Annotated in this window: 16 protein-coding genes; 8 read left to right on the forward strand and 8 right to left on the reverse strand. The window is 69.3% G+C overall.

All coding sequences use genetic code 11. The features are described 5' to 3' along the window. The first annotated feature begins 7 nt into the window (after nt 1-7). On the forward strand, nt 8-868 hold the full coding sequence (locus tag ACFVYS_RS03785; protein ID WP_389498501.1) for a 2Fe-2S iron-sulfur cluster-binding protein: 861 nt from the start codon (nt 8-10) through the stop codon (nt 866-868). A 7-nt stretch (nt 869-875) separates the two neighbouring features. Continuing rightward, nucleotides 876-1,724, forward strand: a complete 849-nt coding sequence (fdhD, locus tag ACFVYS_RS03790; RefSeq protein WP_389498503.1) for a formate dehydrogenase accessory sulfurtransferase FdhD — start codon at nt 876-878, stop codon at nt 1,722-1,724. 71 nt (nt 1,725-1,795) lie between these two features. On the opposite strand, the gene ACFVYS_RS03795 is transcribed toward fdhD, so the two are convergent. Together ACFVYS_RS03795 and ACFVYS_RS03800 are read right to left on the reverse strand one after the other, a co-directional pair. Beyond that, nucleotides 1,796-2,323 carry an isochorismatase family protein gene (locus ACFVYS_RS03795; RefSeq protein ID WP_389498505.1) on the reverse strand — a complete coding sequence of 176 codons (528 nt, stop codon included), beginning with the start codon at nt 2,321-2,323 and terminating at the stop codon, nt 1,796-1,798. Between the two features lie 19 nt (nt 2,324-2,342). Continuing rightward, complete coding sequence (locus ACFVYS_RS03800; RefSeq protein WP_389498507.1) at nt 2,343-2,780, reverse strand: MarR family winged helix-turn-helix transcriptional regulator; 438 nt, start codon at nt 2,778-2,780, stop codon at nt 2,343-2,345. An 83-nt stretch (nt 2,781-2,863) separates the two neighbouring features. Here ACFVYS_RS03800 and ACFVYS_RS03805 point away from each other — a divergent pair, with 83 nt between their 5' ends. Next, nucleotides 2,864-3,778, forward strand: a complete 915-nt coding sequence (locus ACFVYS_RS03805; protein WP_389498509.1) for a zinc-binding alcohol dehydrogenase family protein — start codon at nt 2,864-2,866, stop codon at nt 3,776-3,778. A gap of 192 nt (nt 3,779-3,970) precedes the next feature. Here ACFVYS_RS03805 and ACFVYS_RS03810 read toward each other — a convergent pair whose 3' ends face one another. Continuing rightward, complete coding sequence (locus ACFVYS_RS03810) at nt 3,971-4,990, reverse strand: bile acid:sodium symporter family protein (protein ID WP_389498511.1); 1,020 nt, start codon at nt 4,988-4,990, stop codon at nt 3,971-3,973. 154 nt (nt 4,991-5,144) lie between these two features. On the opposite strand from ACFVYS_RS03810, the gene ACFVYS_RS03815 reads away from it, so the two are divergent. Then, nucleotides 5,145-6,056 (forward strand): LysR substrate-binding domain-containing protein, encoded by a 912-nt coding sequence (locus tag ACFVYS_RS03815; protein ID WP_389498513.1) that lies wholly within the window; start codon nt 5,145-5,147, stop codon nt 6,054-6,056. 161 nt (nt 6,057-6,217) lie between these two features. Here the strand turns inward: ACFVYS_RS03815 and ACFVYS_RS03820 are convergent, their stop codons facing one another. Beyond that, nucleotides 6,218-7,249 carry an Lrp/AsnC family transcriptional regulator gene (locus ACFVYS_RS03820; protein WP_389498515.1) on the reverse strand — a complete coding sequence of 344 codons (1,032 nt, stop codon included), beginning with the start codon at nt 7,247-7,249 and terminating at the stop codon, nt 6,218-6,220. Nucleotides 7,250-7,369: 120 nt separating this feature from the next. Here ACFVYS_RS03820 and ACFVYS_RS03825 point away from each other — a divergent pair, with 120 nt between their 5' ends. The 3 genes from ACFVYS_RS03825 to ACFVYS_RS03835 all read left to right on the forward strand — a co-directional run bounded on the left by ACFVYS_RS03825 (nt 7,370) and on the right by ACFVYS_RS03835 (nt 11,994). Next, on the forward strand, nt 7,370-8,875 hold the full coding sequence (locus tag ACFVYS_RS03825) for an MFS transporter (protein WP_389498517.1): 1,506 nt from the start codon (nt 7,370-7,372) through the stop codon (nt 8,873-8,875). Nucleotides 8,876-9,161: 286 nt separating this feature from the next. Beyond that, entirely contained in the window at nt 9,162-10,988 is a 1,827-nt protein-coding gene (locus ACFVYS_RS03830; RefSeq protein WP_389498519.1) for an AMP-dependent synthetase/ligase, read from the forward strand. Between the two features lie 169 nt (nt 10,989-11,157). Then, nucleotides 11,158-11,994 carry an aldo/keto reductase gene (locus ACFVYS_RS03835; protein ID WP_389498521.1) on the forward strand — a complete coding sequence of 279 codons (837 nt, stop codon included), beginning with the start codon at nt 11,158-11,160 and terminating at the stop codon, nt 11,992-11,994. Nucleotides 11,995-12,061: 67 nt separating this feature from the next. Here ACFVYS_RS03835 and ACFVYS_RS03840 read toward each other — a convergent pair whose 3' ends face one another. The 4 genes from ACFVYS_RS03840 to ACFVYS_RS03855 form a co-directional block, all read right to left on the reverse strand. Further along, nucleotides 12,062-12,781 (reverse strand): SDR family oxidoreductase, encoded by a 720-nt coding sequence (locus tag ACFVYS_RS03840; protein ID WP_389498523.1) that lies wholly within the window; start codon nt 12,779-12,781, stop codon nt 12,062-12,064. A 194-nt stretch (nt 12,782-12,975) separates the two neighbouring features. Beyond that, on the reverse strand, nt 12,976-13,929 hold the full coding sequence (locus ACFVYS_RS03845; RefSeq protein WP_389498525.1) for a class I SAM-dependent methyltransferase: 954 nt from the start codon (nt 13,927-13,929) through the stop codon (nt 12,976-12,978). A 328-nt stretch (nt 13,930-14,257) separates the two neighbouring features. Beyond that, nucleotides 14,258-16,000 carry a glycoside hydrolase family 6 protein gene (locus ACFVYS_RS03850; protein WP_389498527.1) on the reverse strand — a complete coding sequence of 581 codons (1,743 nt, stop codon included), beginning with the start codon at nt 15,998-16,000 and terminating at the stop codon, nt 14,258-14,260. A 132-nt stretch (nt 16,001-16,132) separates the two neighbouring features. After that, nucleotides 16,133-17,626 (reverse strand): cellulase family glycosylhydrolase, encoded by a 1,494-nt coding sequence (locus tag ACFVYS_RS03855; protein ID WP_389498529.1) that lies wholly within the window; start codon nt 17,624-17,626, stop codon nt 16,133-16,135. 266 nt (nt 17,627-17,892) lie between these two features. On the opposite strand from ACFVYS_RS03855, the gene ACFVYS_RS03860 reads away from it, so the two are divergent. Next, entirely contained in the window at nt 17,893-20,808 is a 2,916-nt protein-coding gene (locus ACFVYS_RS03860) for a glycoside hydrolase family 48 protein (protein WP_389498531.1), read from the forward strand. Nucleotides 20,809-21,029 lie beyond the last annotated feature (221 nt).

Below are 21,029 nucleotides of genomic sequence, written 5' to 3' on the forward strand. Positions count from 1 at the left end.
CCGCTCCGTGACCGCGATACCGCTGGGAGTGCCGCGACGGCTGGTGGAGTTCACCATCGACGGGCAGGAGGCCAGGGTTCCCGAGGGCTCCACGCTCCTCGACGCCTGCCGGGCCGCCGGGAAGGACGTCCCGACCCTGTGCCAGGGCGACACACTCACCCCGAAGAACGCCTGCCGGGTCTGCGTCGTGGAGGTCGAGGGGTCCCGGACCCTGGTGCCGGCGTGCTCCCGCAGGGCGGAGTCCGGCATGGACGTCCGTACCGACACCGAGCGCGCCCGGCACAGCCGCAAGATCGTTCTCGAGCTGCTCGCATCCTCGGTCGACCTGTCCACGACACCGATGGTTGCGGAATGGATCAAGGAGTACGACGCGAAGCCGGATCGCTTCGGCCCCGACGCGGCCCGGCTGAACGAGGAACCGAAGATCGACAACGATCTCTATGTACGCGATTACGACAAGTGCATCCTCTGCTACAAGTGCGTGGACGCCTGCGGTGACCAGTGGCAGAACACCTTCGCGATCTCTGTTGCGGGACGCGGTTTCGACGCCCGGATCGCCGTCGAGCACGACGCCCCGCTGACCGACTCGGCGTGCGTGTACTGCGGAAACTGCATCGAGGTGTGCCCGACCGGAGCGCTGTCGTTCAAGTCCGAGTACGACCGGCGAGCGGCCGGAAACTGGGACGAGTCGGCACAGACCCGGACCACGACCGTCTGCGCCTACTGCGGGGTGGGCTGCAACCTCACGCTCCATGTGCAGGACAATGAGATCGTGAAGGTCACCTCACCGCACGACAACCCCGTGACCCACGGGAATCTCTGCATCAAGGGCCGCTTCGGCTACCAGCACGTACAGAACCGGGGCTGATCACGACATGGGACGAGTCACCGAACGACGCAAGGTGATCCGCATCAGGGACGGCGCGGTCTCCGCCCGGCCGGACACCCTGGTCGCCGAGGAGCCGCTGGAGATCCGGCTCAACGGCAAGCCGCTGGCCATCACCATGCGCACGCCCGGTGACGACTTCGCGCTGGCGGCCGGTTTCCTGGTCAGCGAGGGCGTACTGGCCGCCGCATCCGATCTACTGAATATTGTCTACTGTGCGGGTGCGACGGTCGACGGATCCAACACCTACAACGTGGTGGACGTCCGGACGGCCCCCGACGTGACGATGCCCGACATCACTCTCGAGCGGAACGTCTACACCACCTCCTCCTGCGGCCTGTGCGGCAAAGCGAGCCTGGACGCGGTCCGTACGACAGCCCGCTGGCCCATCGCCGACACTCCCCCGCTCCGGATCGAATCCGAACTGCTCGCGAGCCTCCCCGACCGGCTTCGCGCGGCCCAGCGGGTCTTCGACCGGACCGGGGGTCTGCACGCGGCCGCCCTGTTCTCCGAGGACGGCGAGCTGCTGGACGTACGCGAGGACGTGGGACGGCACAACGCGGTCGACAAGCTGGTCGGCCGCGCCCTCCAGAACGGGGACCTGCCCTTGTCGCGGACGATCCTGCTGGTGTCGGGCCGGGCCTCCTTCGAGCTGGCGCAGAAGGCCGTGATGGCGGGCATCCCGATGCTCGCGGCGGTCTCGGCGCCCTCCTCCCTGGCCGTGGATCTGGCCGCGGAGACCGGGCTGACACTGGTGGGCTTCCTGCGGGGCAGTTCCATGAACGTGTACGCGGGTGAGAACCGCATCACCCTGCGGACCGCGGCCGCCCAGGGCTGACCCGGTTCCCCGCGACACGGCGGCGGGGCCCCGGCCGGCGGGGAGCGCCCCCTGCGCCGCGGGGCCCCGCCTCAGCCGCTCGTGAACCGCACGTCGGTCGAGCGTGCCACGGTCCCCAGTCGAGGGAAGTCGAGCTTTACCGAAGCCTCGTGTTCGGCCCCGGTGAGAGCGGACATCGCGTCCTCGACGAAGACCAGGTCGTAACCGAGGTCACCGGCGGCACGGGCGGTGGACTCGACGCCGAGGTTGGTGGCGATGCCGCCGAACACGAGGGTCGTCACGCCGTGTTCGCGGAGTCGATCGTCCAGTGCGGTCCCATGGAAGGCACCGATCGTCCGCTTGACGATCTCCAAGTCGCCGTCCTGGTACAACCCTTGGACCAACCCGCTGCCGGGTGGCTGCTCGGTGACGCCGGGACGTTCGACGCGGACGAGGACGACGAGCGCGCCGGCCGAGCGGAACGCCGCCGCCAACTCCTCGGCGACAGAGAGTACTTCGGTTCCCTTGTGGGGCTCCAGGGGCAACGCGACGATGCGATCCATCAGGTCGACGAGGACGAGGGCGCTGCGCGCGGGGACGAGTGGAAGAGCTGCGGTCATGACGGAACGTTATCCGCCGTCAGCCCTCCGTACCGGAAATCCGGATCAACATGCCCATGAAGTGGTCACGTTCGGCAGCGGAAAGCGGGGCGAGCAACGCGTCGTTCGCCTCCCCGGCGGCCTTCTCGCAGCGCCGCAGCATCCGTCGCCCCTCCTCGGTGAGGGACACCGCGTTCTTCCGGCGGTCGTTCGGATCCGGTTCACGCACGGCGAGCCCCGCGAGCTGCAGGTCGTTGAGGATACCGACCAGGTCCTTGGGGTCGAGTCCGACACTACGGCCGAGGTCGGCCTGGGCGACGGGGGCGAGGTCGCGAACGGCGGAGAGCACGACGTGGTGCCACATCTTGAGACCCTCGACAGCGAGGGCCTCGGCCACCAGGGCGCGACCCCGGGCGGCGGCCCGGCCCAGGAGCCAGCTGGGCAGCGAGCGGATGACGGAGAGGGGCGCTTCGGACATGGTCACATCCTACCGGTAATTCATTGGACTCCCCAACGAATTCCCGGATACCGTTGGGGCTCCCCATGAGTCCTGGAGGTGTGATGCGCCGCGTCCGATACGGCTCCACCGGTGGCCCTCTGTTCCTGGAGGAGGCGCCTGTCCCCGAACCGGGCCCCGAGGAACTCCTCGTGCGCTGCGAGGCGATCGGCGCCACCCTCCCCGTCGTCCGCAAGGTCGCGAAGGCCGCGGACCCGATTCCGCTCGGGGGCGAGATCGCCGGAGAGGTCGTGGCCGTCGGGGGCGGGGTCAGCCGATTCCGGGTGGGTGATCGCGTGACCGGCCTGTGCTTCGGCCACGGCTACGCCGACTTCGCGCTCCTGCAGGAGGTCATGGCCTCCCCCGTCCCGGACGACGCCGGCGCGGTCGACGCGGTCGCCCTGGTACGCAGCGGCCTGGTCGCGCTGGGCGCCCTCAGCGCCGCCCGGCCCGAACCGGGCGAGGCGGCCCTCGTCACCGCCGCGGCGAGCGGGGTCGGCCACCTCGCCGTACAGCTCGCACGAACGCGCGGCGCGACCCGCGTCGTGGGCGCCGTGTCCGACCCCGCGAAGTCCGACTTCGTGAGGGCGCTGGGCGCCGACGACGTCATCACCTACAACCAGGACGACTGGGGCCGCGTCGACTACGCGCTCGACGCGGTCGGCGGCGAGCTGCTCACGCCCGCCATCGCGTCCCTCGCGCCCGGCGGACGACTCGTGGCGTACAGCTCCGGGGGCGGAACGGTCCAGGCATACGACCTGCTGGTCGGCGCCAAGTCCCTCATCGGCTTCCAGATGGCCCATATCGCGCGCGGGAATCCGGAGTTGTACGAACGGTGGCGCCGAGAGCTGTGGCAGCTGTTCGAGGAGCGGGCGCTGACGCCCGTCGTGCACAAGAAGTTCGCCCTGGAGGACGCCGCCGAGGCACACGCGACCATCGAGTCACGCGCCAATTCGGGCAAGGTCGTACTGGTGCCGTGAGCTGGAGTCGACGAAAGCCCGGATGCGGTCGACCGCACATTGCATACTGTCGCCCCACAGGCGCCCCGCCGGCCGCTGCCGACTGCCGACTGCCTACCGGCGTCCGGCGTCCGGCGTCCGGCGTCCGGCGTCCGGCGTCCGGCGTCCGGCGTCCGGCGTCCGGCGTCCGGCGTCCGGCGTCCGGCGAGAATCTCATGTCGCAGCCGCCGGTGCCCTCTCGTCGACAGATTCCTGGGACGCTTCCACCGGATCCCTCGCCCGGCGTTTGGCGATGACCGCGCACACCATCAGCTGCATCTGGTGGAAGAGCATCAGCGGCAGCACCGCCAGGGACGCATGCGCGCCGAACAGGACGCTTGCCATCGGCAGCCCGGAGGCGAGGGACTTCTTGGAGCCCGCGAACTGGATGGCGATGCGATCTTCGCGGTTGAACCTCAGCGCCTTGCTGCCGTACCAGGTCAGGACGAGCATCACGGCGAGGAGAACGGCCTCGACGATGAGCAGCCCACCCAGCCGTACGGCGCTGACCTGGTGCCAGATGCCCTGGACCATGCCCTCACTGAACGCCGTGTAGACGACCAGCAGGATCGAGCCTCGGTCGACGAGTCCGAGCACCTTCTTGTGCCGCGTGACGAACCCGCCGATCCAACGGCGCAGCAGCTGCCCCGCGACGAACGGCACGAGCAGCTGCACCACGATCTCGACCAGCGAGTCCGCGGAGAAGCCACCGCCGCTGCTGCCGAGCAGGGCCGCCGCGAGCAGCGGGGTGACGACGATGCCGACCAGCGAGGAGAAGGAGCCCGCGCAGATCGCGGCGGGCACGTTGCCCCGGGCGATGGAGGTGAAGGCGATCGACGACTGGATGGTCGACGGCACGAGGGTGAGGAAGAGCAGCCCCTGGTAGAGCGGGTGGGTCAGGAACACCGGAACGAGGCCGCGCGCGGCCAGGCCGAGCAGCGGGAAGATCAGGAAGGTGCAGGCCAGCACGGTCACGTGGAGCCGCCAGTGCTTCAGCCCGTCCAGCGCCTCACGGGTGGACAGTCGGGCGCCGTAGAGGAAGAAGAGGAAGGCGATCGCGGCCGTGGAAGCACCCGAGGCCACATCGGCGGCGGCGCCACGCGCCGGGAGCAGCGCCGCGACCCCGACGGTGCCCAGCAACAGCAGGATGTAGGGGTCGACCGGCATCCAACTCGGCCAGTGCAGGCGTTTCACGATGCTCCACGTGCGGTTCGATGGGCGTGCGTCCGGGCTCGAAGAGCCCCTCCCCATCGTCCTCCTCCGCGTCGTGATCGGGAATCCGGTATACCGCTCTCACTGTCATCATGCATCGCGATAGCAAGACCCCCGACGGGCTACTGTGGCGCTCGTGTACGAGCCCTCCCATCTGCGTACTTTCCTCGCCGTCGCCCAGACCCTGAGCTTCACGCAGGCCGCGCGGCGGCTCGGGCTGCGTCAGTCCACGGTCAGCCAGCACGTACGACGCCTCGAGGACGCGACCGGGCGAGCCCTGTTCACCCGGGACACGCACTCCGTGGAGCTGACGGAGGACGGCGAGGCGATGCTCGGGTTCGCGCGCCGGATCCAGGACGTCCACGAGCAGGCCTCGGCGTTCTTCACCGGTACCCGGCTGCGTGGCCGGCTGCGCTTCGGCGCCTCCGAGGACTTCGTCCTGACCCGGCTGCCGGAGATCCTGGAGGGCTTCCGCCACGACCATCCCGAGGTCGACCTCGAACTGACGGTGGAACTGTCGGGCACCCTGCACGAACAACTCGCCGCCGGAAAGCTGGACCTGGTGCTCGCCAAGAGACGCCCCGAGGATCCTCGCGGGGAGTTGGTGTGGCACGACGGGCTGGTGTGGATCGGCGCGGAGAGGCTGCGTCTGGACGTGGACCGCCCGGTCCCGCTCATCGTGTTCCCGCCTCCTGGCATCACCCGCGCCCTGGCCCTGGAGGCGCTGGAGCGGCAGGGGCGGGCCTGGCGGATCGTATGCACGAGCGGCAGTCTCAACGGCCTCATCGCGGCGGCCCGGGCCGGTCTCGGCGTGATGGCCCACTCGCGGGGCCTGATCCCGCCGGGCCTGGTGCGGATCCCGGAGCGGGCTGGGCTGCCGGAGCTGGGGCAGGTCGACTTCGTGCTGGTGCACGGACGCAGGCGCACCTCGGCCCAGGGCGCTGCGGATGCGCTGGCGGCGGCGATCCTCGCGGGCGGCGACCGACTGCACCGACGGGCGGCAGGGTCCGGTCGACGGCTTGACCCGCCGGGAGGCGGCGCCGGCTGAACGGTCGGCATGAAGCCGCATGCGAAATGCAGTATCCGGTATGCATGCAGCGCGCCCGACTGGGCAACATGCCGCATATTGCATACCGAATGCCCACATACCGCCTACGGCAGGCCCGCCGCCCGTCTAACGCCTACCGCCTACCGCCTACCGCCTACCGCCTACCGCCCAGCATGCTGATACGTCAGCTGCTTCACCCGCCGCATGAACGGCGTCGCCTCCACGTGTTGGACGCCCTCCAGGCGCCCCAGCGGCCCGCTGAGGTAGGCGTAGAGCCCCGCCGTGCCCCGGACCACCGCCGTGACCACGATGTGCGACGGTCCGGCTGTGGCCGAGGCGAAGGCGATCTCGTCGTGGGTGGCGAGCGCCTGGCCCACCGCGTGCATGGCGGAGGGCGCCGTGGTGATCCAGAGGACGGCGGCGAGGGGGTAGCCGAGCAACTCGGAGTGGTACTCGACGTCGATGTACACGGCGCCCGAGGCGAGCAGGGCGGCCAGGCGGCGTTTGACGGCGGACTCGGAGCGACCGGTGGCGCGCTGGAGTTCGGGATAGGTGGCCCGGCCGTCGCGTTCCAGGACGGCGAGCAGAGGCTCGTCCTCAGGTTCGATCCGGGCCGGCCCGGTCAGCCCCGCCGGAACCGTCAGCCCCACCGACCCCGCCGCCGCGTTCGCGTCATAGCGCGGCGTGAGAGCGGCGATCTGGCCCTCGTCCAGCGCACCGAACTTCCGCAACCAGCCGGTCGGCCCGCCGTAGAAGCGGTGGAGGAGTTGCTGGGCGCGGATCTCCACGACGCTCGGGGTGCGCGGGAGCTTGCCGAGGAGCAGGTCGTCGTGGTCGCCGGGGTGGCGGGGCCGGGTCATGCAGACGATCTCGGTGCCGCCGGAGCCCAGCCCGATCCAGTACGTGTCGGGGCGTTTCGCGAGCGCGTCGGCGATGACCGTGGCGCTGTCGGGTACGCAGCGCAGCCGCAGCATCCACTGGTCCTGGCCGAGGCGTTCCGCGTCCCGGACAGCGACGACCCTCAGGCCGGCCTCGGCGCTGAGCCGGCGGAAGCGGCGCGCGACCGTCTGGTCGGAGACGCCCAGGACCCCGCCGAGTCTGCTGAAGGAAGCCCGCCCGTCCACCTCCAGCGCCGAGAGCAATCGGAGATCCAGTCCGTCCAGCTTGCCCTGGACGTGGCATTCCATCTCCATCGCACACTCCCCCGTCGGATTCCGTCGGCAGGACACCTGATTCCGCGGTGATCGGCCGCGTCTCGTCCATCGTACGGAGCGCTTCATATCCGTCGCAGAGAAAATATCGAGGAGTGGGACATGCGCACATGGGGGCCGCTGACAGCGGTGTGCCTGGGCACGTTCATGTTGTTGCTGGACGTGACGATCGTGATCGTGGCGCTGCCGGACATGGCGCGGGCGCTGCACGCGTCGCTGAGCGATCTGCAGTGGGTCGTCGACGGGTACGCGCTGGCGCTGGCCGCGCTGCTGCTGGGAGCCGGGGCCACCGCCGACATCCTGGGGCGCCGCCGGGTGCACGTGGTGGGCGTGGTGGTGTTCGCGACGGCGTCGCTGCTGTGCGGGCTGGCGAGCGGGCCGGACACCCTCGTCGCCGCTCGGGCCCTCCAAGGGGTGGGGGCGGCCGCGATGCTGGCGACGACGTTGCCGCTGCTCGGCTCGGTCTACCAGGGCCGGCAGCGGTCGGCCGCGCTCGGGGTGTGGGGCGCGGTGAGCGGCGCGGCCGCGGCGGTCGGGCCGGTGCTGGGCGGGCTGCTGACCGAGGGGCCCGGCTGGCGATGGATCTTCTACGTGAACCTGCCGGTGAGCGTGGTCGCGGTGTGGCTGACTCTGAAGGCGGTGCCGGAGTCCAGGGGGCCGCGCGGGATGCGGGTCGACTGGGCGGGCACGGCGACCTTCGCGGTCTTCGCGGGCGGAACGGCGTACGCCGTCGTACGGGCCGGCGAGGACGGCTGGACGGCGTCGGCGACGCTCATCTCCTTCGGGCTCGCCGCGCTCGCGCTGGTGTGCTTCGTGCTGGCGGAGCGGCGGGCGGCGCATCCGCTGCTCGACCTGGCGCTGCTGCGTCGGCCCGCGTTCGTGGGGGTGATGGTGGGCGCGCTCGCCTTCAACGGGGTGGCGTTCGGCGTGACGCCGTACCTGTCCATCTGGATGCAGACGCTCCTGGGGATGAGTCCGGTGCGCGGTGGACTCACGCTGCTGCCGATGACGGTGGCTGCCATGGTCACGGCGGTCGTGGTGGGTAAGCGGTTCCACGGCGTTTCTGCCCGGCTGACCATCGGTGGGGGACTCCTGCTGATCGGCGCGGGCTGTTTCTGCCAGGCGGTGCTCGGCGCCGGTTCGGACTGGACGGCGCTGGTGCCCGGGTTCGTGTTGGTGGGCATAGGAACCGGTTTCGTCGCGCCTACCGTGGCCGGCGCCGCGCTGGCCGCGGTGGAACCGGCGCGGGCCGGGATGGCGGGCGGAGCCGTGAACACCGTACGGCAGCTCGGGTACGCGCTCGGGGTCGCGGTATTCGGCACCGTGGTGACCTCCCGGATGACCGACACCCTCCCGCACGACGCGTCCCACGCGTTGGCGGGCGGTGGCGCCGGCGCGCTGCGGGGCACGTTCTCCGAGCACACCCTGCGGTCCGCGTTCGCCTCCGGGCTCGACGCGGCGCTGGTGACGGCCGGCTGCGCGGGCCTGGTCGCCGCGGCCCTCGTCCTCGTCCTGGTCAGGACACCGCGCGCGATCGTGGCCGGCACGGCGGAGGCGAAGGCGGATGCGCCCGCGCCATCGAAGAAAGGGGCGACGCCCCGGCCGTGACGACGCCCCCGCCCGTGGTCTCGACAGCAGGGGTTGAGGGGCACGGGCCGGGACCACCGTGGGAAGGGGCGGCAGAGTAAGCGGTACGGGCAGATTCGGTGGAGATTACGGTGCCGAAACTTACTCTTCCGTCAGTTTTCTGTCCGACCCTTCCCCATGTGAGCCCATTTTCCGGCACTGACCAGCGCAGACGAGAGCATCACTCGTTTTCCGCCCCCCTCCCCTCCCGCCGTCGGGTGGGGTAGCTTTCACGGCGCTGTGCGGCCAGGAGAAGCGGGGTGCGGGTTTGCGCGAGTTCACCAACCCTCCCTTGGCGTTGGCACCGCCGGTGGGCGGTCTGGCCGACGTCGTGTTCCGGCATGCCCAGGAGGACCCGCACTACGTCGCTCTCGGCCGCAAGGACGAGGGGGGCGAGTGGCGGGACGTGACCGCCGGTGAGTTCCGCGACGAGGTTCTCGCCCTGGCCAAGGGTCTCCTCGCGCAGGGCATCCGCTTCGGCGACCGCGTCGCGATCATGTCCCGCACCCGCTACGAGTGGACGCTCTTCGACTTCGCCCTGTGGACGATCGGCGCCCAGGTGGTGCCGGTCTACTCGACCTCCTCGGCCGAGCAGTGTTTCTGGATGCTCTATGACGCCGAGTGCACGGCCGCGATCGTCGAGCACGAGGACCACGCGATGACGATCGCCACCGTCATCGACCGCCTCCCCCGGCTGCGGCAGCTGTGGCAGCTCGACTCGGGCTGCGTGCAGGAGCTGTACGACGCCGGCGCCGCCATCGAGGACGACGTGGTGCACCGGCACCGGGAAGCGGTTACCCCCGACTCGACCGCGACGATCATCTACACCTCGGGTACGACCGGCCGGCCCAAGGGCTGTGTCATCTCGCACGGCAACTTCATGTTCGAGGCGGACACGGTCATCGAACGCTGGGAGCCGGTGTTCCACTCGAAGAAGGGCGACGAGGCGGCGACCCTGCTGTTTCTGCCGCTCGCGCACGTCTTCGGGCGGATGGTGCAGATCGCCGCGATCCGCGGCAAGGTCCGTTTCGGCCACCAACCCCAGCTGCACGCTGCCGCTCTGCTCCCCGACCTGGCCGCTTTCAGACCTTCGTTCTTCCTGGCCGTGCCGTACATCTTCGAGAAGGTGTTCAACGCGGCCCGCCGCAAGGCGGAGCGGGAAGGCAAGGCGGGACCGTTCGCGAAGGCCGTCGACGTGGCCGTGAACTACGCCGAGGCGGTCGAGGCGAAGGCCTGGGGCATCGGGCCCGGCCCCTCGGCGGGTCTGCGGATGCAGCACCAACTGTTCGACAAGCTCGTCTACTCCAAGGTGCGCGCGGCGATGGGCGGCCGGGTGCGGCACGCCATGTCCGGCGGCTCGGCCATGGACCGCAAGCTCGGCCTGTTCTTCGCCGGCGCGGGTGTGCAGATCTACGAGGGCTACGGCCTGACCGAGACGACCGCGGCCGCGACCGCGAACCCGCCCGGACGCACCAGATACGGCACGGTCGGCCAGGCGATCCCCGGCATGACCGTGCACATCGCGGACGACAGCGAGATCTGGCTGCGCGGCGGAAACGTGTTCCAGGGCTATCTCAACAACCCCAAGGCCACCGACGAGACCCTGCACGACGGCTGGCTGGCCACCGGTGACCTGGGATCACTCGACGAAGACGGTTACCTCACCATTACCGGCCGCAAGAAGGAGATCCTGGTGACCTCCGGCGGCAAGAGCGTCTCGCCGGGGGTGCTGGAGGAGCGGGTGCGTGATCATCCGCTGGTCAACCAGTGCATCGTCGTCGGCAACGACCGGCCGTTCGTGGCCGCTCTGGTCACCCTCGACCAGGAGGCCGTCGAGCACTGGCTCCAGATGCGCAACAAACCGCAGCTGACCCCGGTCGAGCTGGTGAGCGACCCGGATCTGGAGGCGGAGGTGCGCCGATCCGTCGTAGCGGCCAACACGCTGGTCTCGAAGGCCGAGTCGATCCGCACCTTCCGTATCCTCGCCCAGCCCTTCACGGAGGAGCACGGGCTGCTGACCCCGTCTCTGAAGCTGAAGCGCAAGGCGATCGAAAACGCTTACGCGAACGAGGTCGACGCGCTGTACCGCTCGTAAGGTGTCCGGCGGCGGGCGTGAAACACGTTTCCGACGGCTCCCGCGACGGGCAGGGCGAGCTTCCGGAACCGGCCCCCGAGACGAATTCGGGGGTCAGGAATGCATCACTCGCCGTGATCGTTGACGATGGGAGTACCACTTTGACGGACAACCGAAGGATCAAGAGCTCGTGAGCAGCAAGGTCCCCCCGATCATCCTCAACAACGGCGTGGAGATGCCCCAGCTGGGCTTCGGTGTCTGGCAGGTGCCGGACGACGAGGCGGAGCAGGCGGTCTCCACCGCGCTGGAGGCCGGGTACCGCAGCATCGACACAGCGGCGATCTACGGCAACGAGGAGGGCACCGGCAAGGCCATCACCTCCTCCGGCGTGCCCCGCGACGACATCTTCGTCACCACCAAGCTCTGGAACAGCGACCAGGGATACGACTCGACGCTCCGCGCGTTCGACACCTCGCTGGAGAAGCTCGGCCTGGACTATCTGGACCTGTACCTCATCCACTGGCCGCTGCCCTCCCGCGACGGTTACGTGGACACGTACAAGGCGTTCGAGAAGCTCCTCGCGGACGGCCGGGTGCGTGCCATCGGCGTGTCCAACTTCCTGCCGGAACACCTGGAGCGGCTGATCGGCGAGACGACGGTCATCCCGGCCGTCAACCAGATCGAGCTGCACCCGCACCTCCAGCAGCACGCCTCGCGCGAGTTCCACGCGGAGCAGGGCATCGCCACCGAGGCGTGGTCCCCGCTCGGTCAGGGCAAGGGCCTCCTCGAGGTCCCGGCGATCGTGGCCATCGCCCAGAAGCACAACCGCACCCCGGCACAGGTCGTGCTGCGCTGGCACCTCCAGCTCGGCAACGTCGTGATCCCGAAGTCCGTGACGCCGTCGCGGATCAAGGAGAACATCGACGTGTTCGACTTCAGCCTGGACACCGAGGACCTGGCGGCGATCAGCGCCCTTAACGAGGACCGGCGCATCGGTCCGGACCCGGCGACGTTCGACGTCGGCTAGGTTCCCCCGCACGTGTCGAGGGCGCCCCCCGGTTCGGGGGGGCGCCCTCGACACGTCGGCGGACTGGTCAGTTGGGCTGGCCGATCGGCCGTACGACGACGGTGTTGATGTCGACGCCCGCCGGCTGCCCGATGGCCCACACGACGGAGTCGGCGATCTGGTCGGCGGTCAGCAGCTGCCCGGGCGGCAGGCTGCCGTAGCTGTCCCAGAAGGGGGTCTCCACCCGGCCGGGCGCGATCAGCGTCACGCCGACCCCCCACTCGGTGACCTGGCGGCGGGTGTTCTCCGCGAGGCCGGTCACCGCCCACTTCGTCGCCCCGTAGATGTTGCCCGGGGTGGGCACGAAGCCGGCGACACTCCCGATCAGCACGATCCGTCCCCGGGTCTCCTTCAGGGCGTCGATCGACGCCCTGATGAGGAGCGCGGGTCCGAGTACGTTCGTCAGGACCATATCGGTCCACCCGGCCGGGTCACCCTCGGCGACCGAGTCGTGGGTGGCGGTCCCCGCGTTGGCGACGACTGTATCCAGTCGCCCGAATGCATCGAGCGTACGGTCGACCGCCGACTGTACACAGTCGTAGTCGGCGGCATTCCCGGCCACCGTCAGCAGCCCCTTCGGCTCACCGAGTTCCGCGGCGAAGGCACGCAGTCGCTCCTCACCGAGGCCGGTGACCGTGACCCGGTAGCCGGCGTCCAGCAGCTGCCGTGCGACCGCGGCACCGATGCCGCTGCCGCCGCCGGTGATGAGTGCGACCGGAGAATCCGAAGTGCCCGAGACGTTGCTCATGGTGTGCCCCCCATTGCGTCGGCTGTGCGTCTGGCCGCGTACGTCGGACGCGCTGGGTTGCCCGTCGTCCGTAGCCCGTTGCCCGTAGCTCGTAGCTCGTAGCCGTAGCTCGGCGTACGTCGCGCGGCACGCAGTCCATCACTTGGAGCGCTCTCCAAGTCAAGCCCTCTCAGGCGGACTTGGCCCTTTGACGTCTACGGGACCGGCTTCACCGCCGTGTGCACGGTGTGCGCGGCGAGCACGAACACGTCCGCCCTGCGGTGCACGCCCGCCTCGTCCCGCGGGTCGAGCAGCCGGTCCAGCATGGCGCGGTCGTCAGCGCCCAGGCTGTCACCGAAGACGTCCCGCAGCCGCGACAGGGACGCGGCGATGTAGGCGCGAGCCCGGTCGGAGGCGGGCGCGGGCAGGTCGAGCAGGAAGCTCCGGGCACGGGCGTGCTTCAGACCGGCCGCGGAGAGGAGCGCCGCCCAGTCCTCGGCCTCCTCGACGGCGCCGGGCAGATCGGCCCTCATCCGGGCGAACCACTCCTCCTGCAGCGCGTCGAGCCGTGCCTCCAGGCCGGGTCGCCCGAAACCGAGGTCTCGCGGCAGGAACCGGGCCGGCAGACCGCCCTCCATGATCGCCAGTGTCCCGCCGGGCGCGAGGCACTCCGCGAAGGCGGCCAGAGCGGCGCGCTGGTCGCCCAAGTGATGCAGACTGCGGCCGGCCCAGAGCAGATCGGCCGGGTAGTCCAACTCGGCCAGTACATCAGGGAGTTCACCGGCCAGGGTGTCGAATCGGTCGCCGTACCCGAGCCGGTCGGCTCGCTGCTGCGCCCGCTCCAGCAGCGGCGCGGAACCGTCCACCGCCGTGATCCGCGCACCGGAGAACGTCTCGGCGAACAGACAGGAGACCACCCCGGGACCACTGCCCACGTCCACGATCAGCCCCGGCTCGGTCACCTCCTTCCCGAGCCAGGACAGGGCCCGCTCGTACAGGGGCGTGAACAGTTCGGCCTGGGCCTCGAGATGCGGGGCCATCTCGGCCCAGTCGATATCGGTGTCATGGCCGTGACCATGACCATGACCATGGCCGTGCGTAGATCCCGGGGCGTGGCCTTGGCCCGGGGTGGGCCGGTCGTCGCGGGTCTCGTGTGGGTGGGGCGCCATGGCGTCAGCCTCTCGTCCGGTGTGCTGTCAGCGTGCGCCGACGCACCGGTCCGGGGCCACCTTTGTTGCCGGTGTGGCAACAAAATGGATGCCACCAGCAAACCGGATCGCGCCTGTCCGGCCGCTCCCGACGAGCTGGAGCGACCGGACAGGAACTGCTCACCTGTGGAGTTGGCGGCCGCCGGGGCTGGCCGGCCCGGGTGGGCTGTCCACCGACCCCGACGGATCACCGTCGTCTCACCTCATCGTGGTCTCACCGCACTGTCGTGAAACCGCACTGTCGTCTCACCTCACTGCCGTGCGGAGTGACTCGCGTTTCGGCACCGACCTACAGCGGCGGGTACGCGTTCTGCATCAGCTGCTGGAACTGGGCCGAGAACCAGTGTCCGGACAGCGGCGCGTTCGGCAGGGCGCCCGACAGGTTGTTGTTGTTGCGGGGGTTACCCGTGTAGGTCGGGTCGCACATCCGGTCGAAGCCCTTGCCCTCGTCGTTCGCGATGGCGGAGCTGGAGCCGTCGGACTCACCCGGCGGCTTCATCCACACGTACGCGTCGATCCCGGCGGCCGGTGCGGCCTTCGGGCGCTCGCCGAGACCGGCGCCGGACTGGTTGCACCAGTTGCCGGTGTTGAAGCGGCGGTCGTAGCGGCCGCCGTCGACGTAGGTGTCCACACTGGTCGTGGCGCCCGGTCCGGCGGGCCGGGCGGTGCCGCCCCAGCCGTTGCGGGAGGTGTCGATCAGCATGCCGATGTTCGACCGGAAGCCGGCGGTGACCAGCTGGTTCCGGAAGGCCTGGGCGTACGACTGCTCGTCGACGTACCGGTTCCAGTCCACCCACTTGGACTCACGGACCGACTTGCCGGCCACGGAGTCGTTGATGGTGAAGTTGTTCTCCTTCAGGGCGCTGTAGTTCGCCGTGTTGGTGATGAAGCCGTGCACGTCGTCGACGGTCGCGCCCTCGGCGGTCGCCGCCTGGTAGAAGAGCTGGGCGGACGGGGCGAAGTTGTCGTCCCAGCCGAGCCAGCCGTGGTGACCGGCGTCGATGTAGTTGTAGACGTTGGGGATCGCGCCGAGCTTGTTCAGCGCGTACCCGACGCCCTTCACGTAGTTGCCGTTGGCCTTCATGGTGTCGCAGGCCGCGGTGGCGGTAACCCGGCTGCCGGTGTTGGTCACCAGGTTGGGCAGCGAGTCGATCTCGATGGTGGTGACGATCCGCAGGCCGGCGTACTTGCTGTCCGCGAGGATCGTCGCGATCGGGTCGATGAACTGCGTCTTGTACTTGTCGATCTCCGTCGGGCCGAGCTCGCCGTTGGAGGCGAGAGCGGCGCAGTCACGTCCGGGCAGGTCGTAGACGACCAGCTGGACGACTTCTTCTCCGCTGCCCTTCTGGGCGAGGGCCGCGTCGAGGTGGGCGCGCAGACCCATGCCGCCGCTGACTCCGTTGATGGCGGCGATACGGTCGAGCCACACTCCGGTCGGCTGGCTGGAGATGCGGCTGCCGCCCGTCTCGGCGGCGGCCTTCGCCGACCATTCGGGGTTCACGTACACCTTGGCGCCGACGTAGGGGTTGTCGACCTTGGTGGACGGGGTGCCGGGGTCCGTCGGGGTGCCGGGGTCCGTCGGGGTGCCGGGGTCGGTCGGGGTGCCGGTACCGCTGTCGACGTTGCAGGTCACGCCGTCGAGGGTGAACGTGGTCGGGATCGCGTTGGTGCCGCTGTAGGTGCCCTGGAATCCGAAGCTGACCGAACCGCCGGTCGCCAGCGTCCCGTTGTAGGTCTCGTTGTTGGCGGTGACCGCCGTGCCGGCTTGGGTGATCTTCGCGTTCCACCCGTTGGTGACCTTCTGGGTACCGGCGTACGCCCACTTCACCGCCCAACTCGACTTAGCGGCCGAGTTGTTGGTGACGGTGACGGCGGCGGTGAAGCCGCTGCCCCAGTCGTTCTGCACTTTGTAGTCGACGCTGCACGGGATGGCGGCGATGCCCGGATCGCCGGGGACGACGGCGAGCGCCGTCCCGGAGGCGCCGGCGACCAGCGCCAGCGCGGCGAGTACCGCTGTTCTGCTACGGCTCATGAGTGCGGGTTTCCTTCTCGGTTGCGGGTGATGTCCGTTTCTTCGGTGGTGCTGATCGGCCGTCGATCGCGTTCGAACAGACCGGGTTTTTCGGCCCGGCTCGACCGACCTGGTTGATGGGGCAGGTGGCGCCTATCCGTCGAGTGCGCGCAGATGGTCACGCAGGCCGGCCCCGTACGCCGTGGGCGTCCCGTCGTAGCCGGAGATCAGGGACGGACCGGTGGAGCAGTCCCAGGTGTTCCAGGTCCAGCCCAGGTACGACAGGCCGCGGTCGTCGAACCACTTCATGACCTGATCGACGAAACCGTGCGAGCAGGTGTTCTCCCCGATCTCCCCTGCCACGAGCGGCACTTGGGCCGCGACGGGGGCGAGAGTGGAGTTCCAGCAGCTCTCGTTCGCGCAGGTGTTGAAGTTGTAGACGTGGTACGCGGCGGCGAGATTGCCGGTCGGGTCGGTGGGCTTGTACGTCAGCCACTGGCTCAGGTCGTTGGAGTACGCGAGCCCGCCGGCCAGGATCACGTTCCTGGCTCCGGTCGCCCGTATGGAGTCGACGAGATCCTGCATACCGGCGACCTCGTACCCGATGCCGGGACACGTCCCGCCGTCCCGCCAGCACTGCCACGCCTGGGTGGTCGTGGAGGTGGCGCGGTCCGGGTAGGGCTCGTTGAACAGGTCGAACACGACGGCCTGGTCGTTCTTGAAGGTGTTGGCCACCGCGGTCCAGAACGACGGGGTGTACTGCATGTCGGGCATCGGCTTCTGGCAGCTGGCGTGCACATCCGAGCAGCCGGCCGAATTACCCGTGTACTGACCGTAGTTCCAGTGCAGTTCGACGATCGGCGTCATGCCGTGCGCCTCGACGCGGGTCACCAGCTCCTTGACGGCGTTGACGTAGTTCGTGCCGCCATAGGCGGAGTTGATGTTCGAAAGGCCCAGCCAGCACTCCTCGTTGAGCGGGATGCGCACGGTGTCGACGTTCCAGTCGGCGATCGCCTTGACGGAGGCGTCGTCGACCGGTCCGTCCCAGATGCCGCGTCCCTGTACGCACATGAACTCGCCGCCGGAACGGTTCACCCCGAGCAGACGGCGGGTGTTTCCGTCGGCGTCCACGAGCTTGTTTCCCGAGACGTGCAGTGCGGGCGGCTCGTCGCCGGTGTCCGGCGGGTCCGTCGTGGGGGGTGTGGTAGGGGTGGGCGTGGGGGTCGGATCGGAGTCGGCGTTGCAGGTCGTGCCGTTGAGCTTGAACGTCGTCGGTGCGGCGTTCGTCTTCGAGGTGGACGCGATGAACCCCGCGCTGACGCTTGCGCCGGTGCCCAGGGAACCGTTCCAGCTCTCGTTCGCGGCGGTGACGGCGGTGCCGGACTGGGACCACTTGGCGCTCCAGCCCTGGGTCACCTTCTGGCCGTCCGCGAAGTCGAACGTGAGGTTCCAACTGGTCAGGGCTGCCGCATTGTTGGTGAACTTCACGGCGCCCTGGAAGCCGGCGTCCCACTGGCCGGTGACCGAGTACTCGACCGTGCACGCGGGCACGGCTCCCTGCGCCGTGACGACCGGTAACAGGGCGCCCGCAACGAGGGCGACCATGCCGGCCACGGCTAAAAGTACTGAACGCGGGGGGTGTCGCATGAGCGACTCCTTGCAGCTCAGGCGCGTCGTGAACAGACGCGTCGACTGAATGGAACCGCTCCCACTGGTGTCTCGAAGCTAGCGCCAAGTGCTGGCAAAGAACAGAGGCGTCACTGACTTTCCCTCAACATCCCTCGTCGAATCTTTTCGACTCTTCAAGCACCTTGACCGCTCACACCCCCATACCCACTATGGGAGCGCTCCCACTGGTTCAAGGCTTGTTGCTCCTCCCCCACTTCTCCGAGCCGCAAGGAGGAACCAGCACCATGGATCCCTCACGCAGACGCCGCGGGGCGCGGCGCCTGTGGACCGCCGCTCTGGCGGCCCTCGCGCTTCCCCTCGCCATGCTGAGCACGAGCACAACTCCCGCCCAGGCTGCCGCACTTCAGTGCAGCGTGGACTACAAGACCAATGACTGGGGTTCAGGCTTCACCGCCGACCTCACCCTCACCAACCGGGGCACCGACCCGATCAGCGGCTGGGCCCTGACGTACTCCTACGCGGGCAACCAGAAGCTGACCAACGGGTGGAACGGCAGCTGGTCGCAGTCCGGTCAGCAGATCACGGTGAACAACGCCTCCTACAACGGCACGATCGCCGCCGGCGCCGCGGTCAGCACGGGCGGGCAGTTCACCTACAGCGGGACGAACGCCGCTCCCGCGAGCTTCGCGGTCAACGGCACCACGTGTGTCGGCGCGCACCAGCCGCCGGTCACCGTGCTGACCAGCCCGACCGCGGGCGCGGTCTACACGCAGGGGGACGCGGTGCCGCTCGCGGCGACCGCCGCGGCCGCCGACAACGCGACCATCAGCAAGATCGAATTCTATGACGACACGACCCTGCTGGGGACGGACACGAGCTCGCCGTACACGCTGTCCGCCTCCGGGTTGTCCGTGGGCAGTCACTCCCTGGTGGCGAAGGCGTACGACAGCCTGGGCGCTTCGGCGTCGTCGACCCCGGTCGGCATCAGGATCGCCTCGGGACCGGCCGTGGTCGCCTCGACCAACCAACTCGCCGTGCAGCAGGGCAAGACGGGCACCTACTCGCTGAAGCTGTCGACCCAGCCGTCGGCCAACGTGACCGTCACGACCGCTCGCACCACCGGCAACACGGGCCTGACGGTGACGGGCGGCGCGAGCCTGACCTTCACGCCGTCCAACTGGAGCGCCGCCCAGAACGTGACCATCACGGCCAACGCCTCGGGCACGGGCGCCGCGACCTTCGAGTCGACGGCCACCGGGCACGCGAAGGCCTCGGTCACGGCCACCGAGATCGCGGGCACCAAGGCGTACGACGCCCGGTTCCTCGACCTCTACGGCAAGATCACCAACCCGGCAAACGGTTACTTCTCCCCCGAGGGCATCCCGTACCACTCGGTCGAGACGCTGATCGTCGAGGCCCCGGACCAGGGGCACGAGACCACCTCCGAGGCCTACAGCTACCTTCTCTGGCTGCAGGCGATGTACGGGAAGATCACCGGCGACTGGACCAAGTTCAACGGCGCCTGGGACATCATGGAGAAGTACATGATCCCCACGCACGCCGACCAGCCGACCAACTCGTTCTACAACGCCGCCAAACCGGCGACGTACGCGCCCGAGCTGGACACTCCGAACGAGTATCCGGCGAAGCTGGACACCGGTGTGTCCGTGGGATCGGATCCCATAGCCGGTGAACTGAAGACCGCATACGGTACGGACGACGTCTACGGTATGCACTGGCTTCAGGACGTCGACAACACCTACGGCTACGGCAACGCGCCCGGTAAGTGCGAGGCCGGCCCGACCGACACCGGCCCGTCGTACATCAACACCTTCCAGCGCGGCTCGCAGGAGTCCGTGTGGGAGACGGTGCCGCAGCCGACCTGCGACGCCTTCAAGTACGGCGGCACGAACGGGTATCTGGACCTGTTCACCGGCGATGCCTCCTACGCCAAGCAGTGGAAGTTCACCAACGCCCCGGACGCCGACGCGCGGGCCGTGCAGGCCGCGTACTGGGCGGACATCTGGGCCGAGGCACAGGGCAAGGGCAGTGACGTCTCCGCGACCGTCGGCAAGGCCGCGAAGATGGGCGACTACCTGCGCTACTCGATGTACGACAAGTACTTCAAGAAGATCGGCAACTGTGTCGGACCGACCGCCTGCGCGGCCGGCACCGGCAAGGACGCCTCGCACTACCTGATGTCCTGGTACTACGCCTGGGGCGGCGCCACGGACACCAGCGCCGGCTGGGCCTGGCGCATCGGCTCCAGTCACACCCACGGCGGTTACCAGAACCCGCTGGCCGCCTACGCGCTCAGCAGTTACGCCGACCTGAAGCCCAAGTCGGCGACGGGCCAGGCGGACTGGGCGAAGTCGTTGTCCCGGCAGCTGGAGTTCTACCGCTGGCTGCAGTCCAGCGAGGGCGCCATCGCGGGCGGGGCGACGAACAGTTGGGCGGGCCGCTACGCGACTCCCCCGACCGGCACGTCGACCTTCTACGGCATGTACTACGACCAGCAGCCCGTCTACCACGACCCGCCGTCCAACCAGTGGTTCGGCTTCCAGGCGTGGTCGATGGAGCGGGTCGCCGAGTACTACCAGCAGACGGGGAACGCGAGCGCCAAGGCGGTCCTCGACAAGTGGGTCGACTGGGCGCTGTCCAAGACCACGATCAACCCGGACGGCAGCTTCCTGATCCCCTCCACGCTCCAGTGGTCGGGCCAGCCCGACACCTGGAACGCGTCAAGTCCCGGTGCCAACACGGGACTTCATGTCACCGTCGCCGACTACACCAACGACGTCGGCGTGGCCGCCGCGTACGCCAAGACCCTGACGTACTACGCCGCCAAGTCCGGTGACACCGAGGCGAAGACGACCGCGAAGGCCCTCCTGGACGGTATGTGGGCCAACAACCAGGACGCCCTCGGCATCGCGGTGCCGGAGACCCGCGCCGACTACAACCGCTTCGACGACGGCGTGTACGTCCCGAGCACCTTCAGCGGCAAGATGCCGAACGGCGACGCGATCAACTCCTCCTCGACCTTCGCCTCACTGCGGTCCTTCTACAAGAACGACCCGGCCTGGTCGAAGATCGAGAGCTATCTCGCGGGCGGAGCCGCGCCCGTGTTCACGTACCACCGCTTCTGGGCCCAGGCGGACATCGCCCTGGCCATGGGCTCGTACGCGGAGCTTCTCGAATAGTCCCCCGCTGAGCGCTCCGCGGGTCGGACGGTGTTCGTCTGCGGGCCGGATGTGGCCGGTCACGCAGCTCCCCGTGCCCCCCTCTCGCCCCTTCGGGGCTCGGGGGCCCGGGGTGGCACCGCCCCCCGGCGGACCGCTTGAAGGCTCCGCGTGCGCGGCCTCGTCACCTGACGACGAGGCCACCCGGCCGGGCGGCCCCCACCCGCACAGGGGGCCGCCCG

Origin of the sequence: Streptomyces sp. NPDC058295, from assembly GCF_042880655.1 — a bacterium.
In the GTDB taxonomy this organism is placed as follows: Bacteria; Actinomycetota; Actinomycetes; order Streptomycetales; family Streptomycetaceae; genus Streptomyces; species Streptomyces coriariae.

Bases quoted from the DNA above. Each gene is read 5' to 3' on its own strand.
- ACFVYS_RS03795 (WP_389498505.1), bottom strand. From the start codon at position 2,323: ATGACCGCAGCTCTTCCACTCGTCCCCGCGCGCAGCGCCCTCGTCCTC.
- fdhD (WP_389498503.1), top strand. From the start codon at position 876: ATGGGACGAGTCACCGAACGACGCAAGGTGATCCGCATCAGGGACGGC.
- ACFVYS_RS03850 (WP_389498527.1), bottom strand. From the start codon at position 16,000: ATGAGCCGTAGCAGAACAGCGGTACTCGCCGCGCTGGCGCTGGTCGCC.
- ACFVYS_RS03820 (WP_389498515.1), bottom strand. From the start codon at position 7,249: ATGGAGATGGAATGCCACGTCCAGGGCAAGCTGGACGGACTGGATCTC.
- ACFVYS_RS03860 (WP_389498531.1), top strand. From the start codon at position 17,893: ATGGATCCCTCACGCAGACGCCGCGGGGCGCGGCGCCTGTGGACCGCC.
- ACFVYS_RS03805 (WP_389498509.1), top strand. From the start codon at position 2,864: ATGCGCCGCGTCCGATACGGCTCCACCGGTGGCCCTCTGTTCCTGGAG.
- ACFVYS_RS03840 (WP_389498523.1), bottom strand. From the start codon at position 12,781: ATGAGCAACGTCTCGGGCACTTCGGATTCTCCGGTCGCACTCATCACC.
- ACFVYS_RS03845 (WP_389498525.1), bottom strand. From the start codon at position 13,929: ATGGCGCCCCACCCACACGAGACCCGCGACGACCGGCCCACCCCGGGC.
- ACFVYS_RS03855 (WP_389498529.1), bottom strand. From the start codon at position 17,626: ATGCGACACCCCCCGCGTTCAGTACTTTTAGCCGTGGCCGGCATGGTC.
- ACFVYS_RS03825 (WP_389498517.1), top strand. From the start codon at position 7,370: ATGCGCACATGGGGGCCGCTGACAGCGGTGTGCCTGGGCACGTTCATG.
- ACFVYS_RS03800 (WP_389498507.1), bottom strand. From the start codon at position 2,780: ATGTCCGAAGCGCCCCTCTCCGTCATCCGCTCGCTGCCCAGCTGGCTC.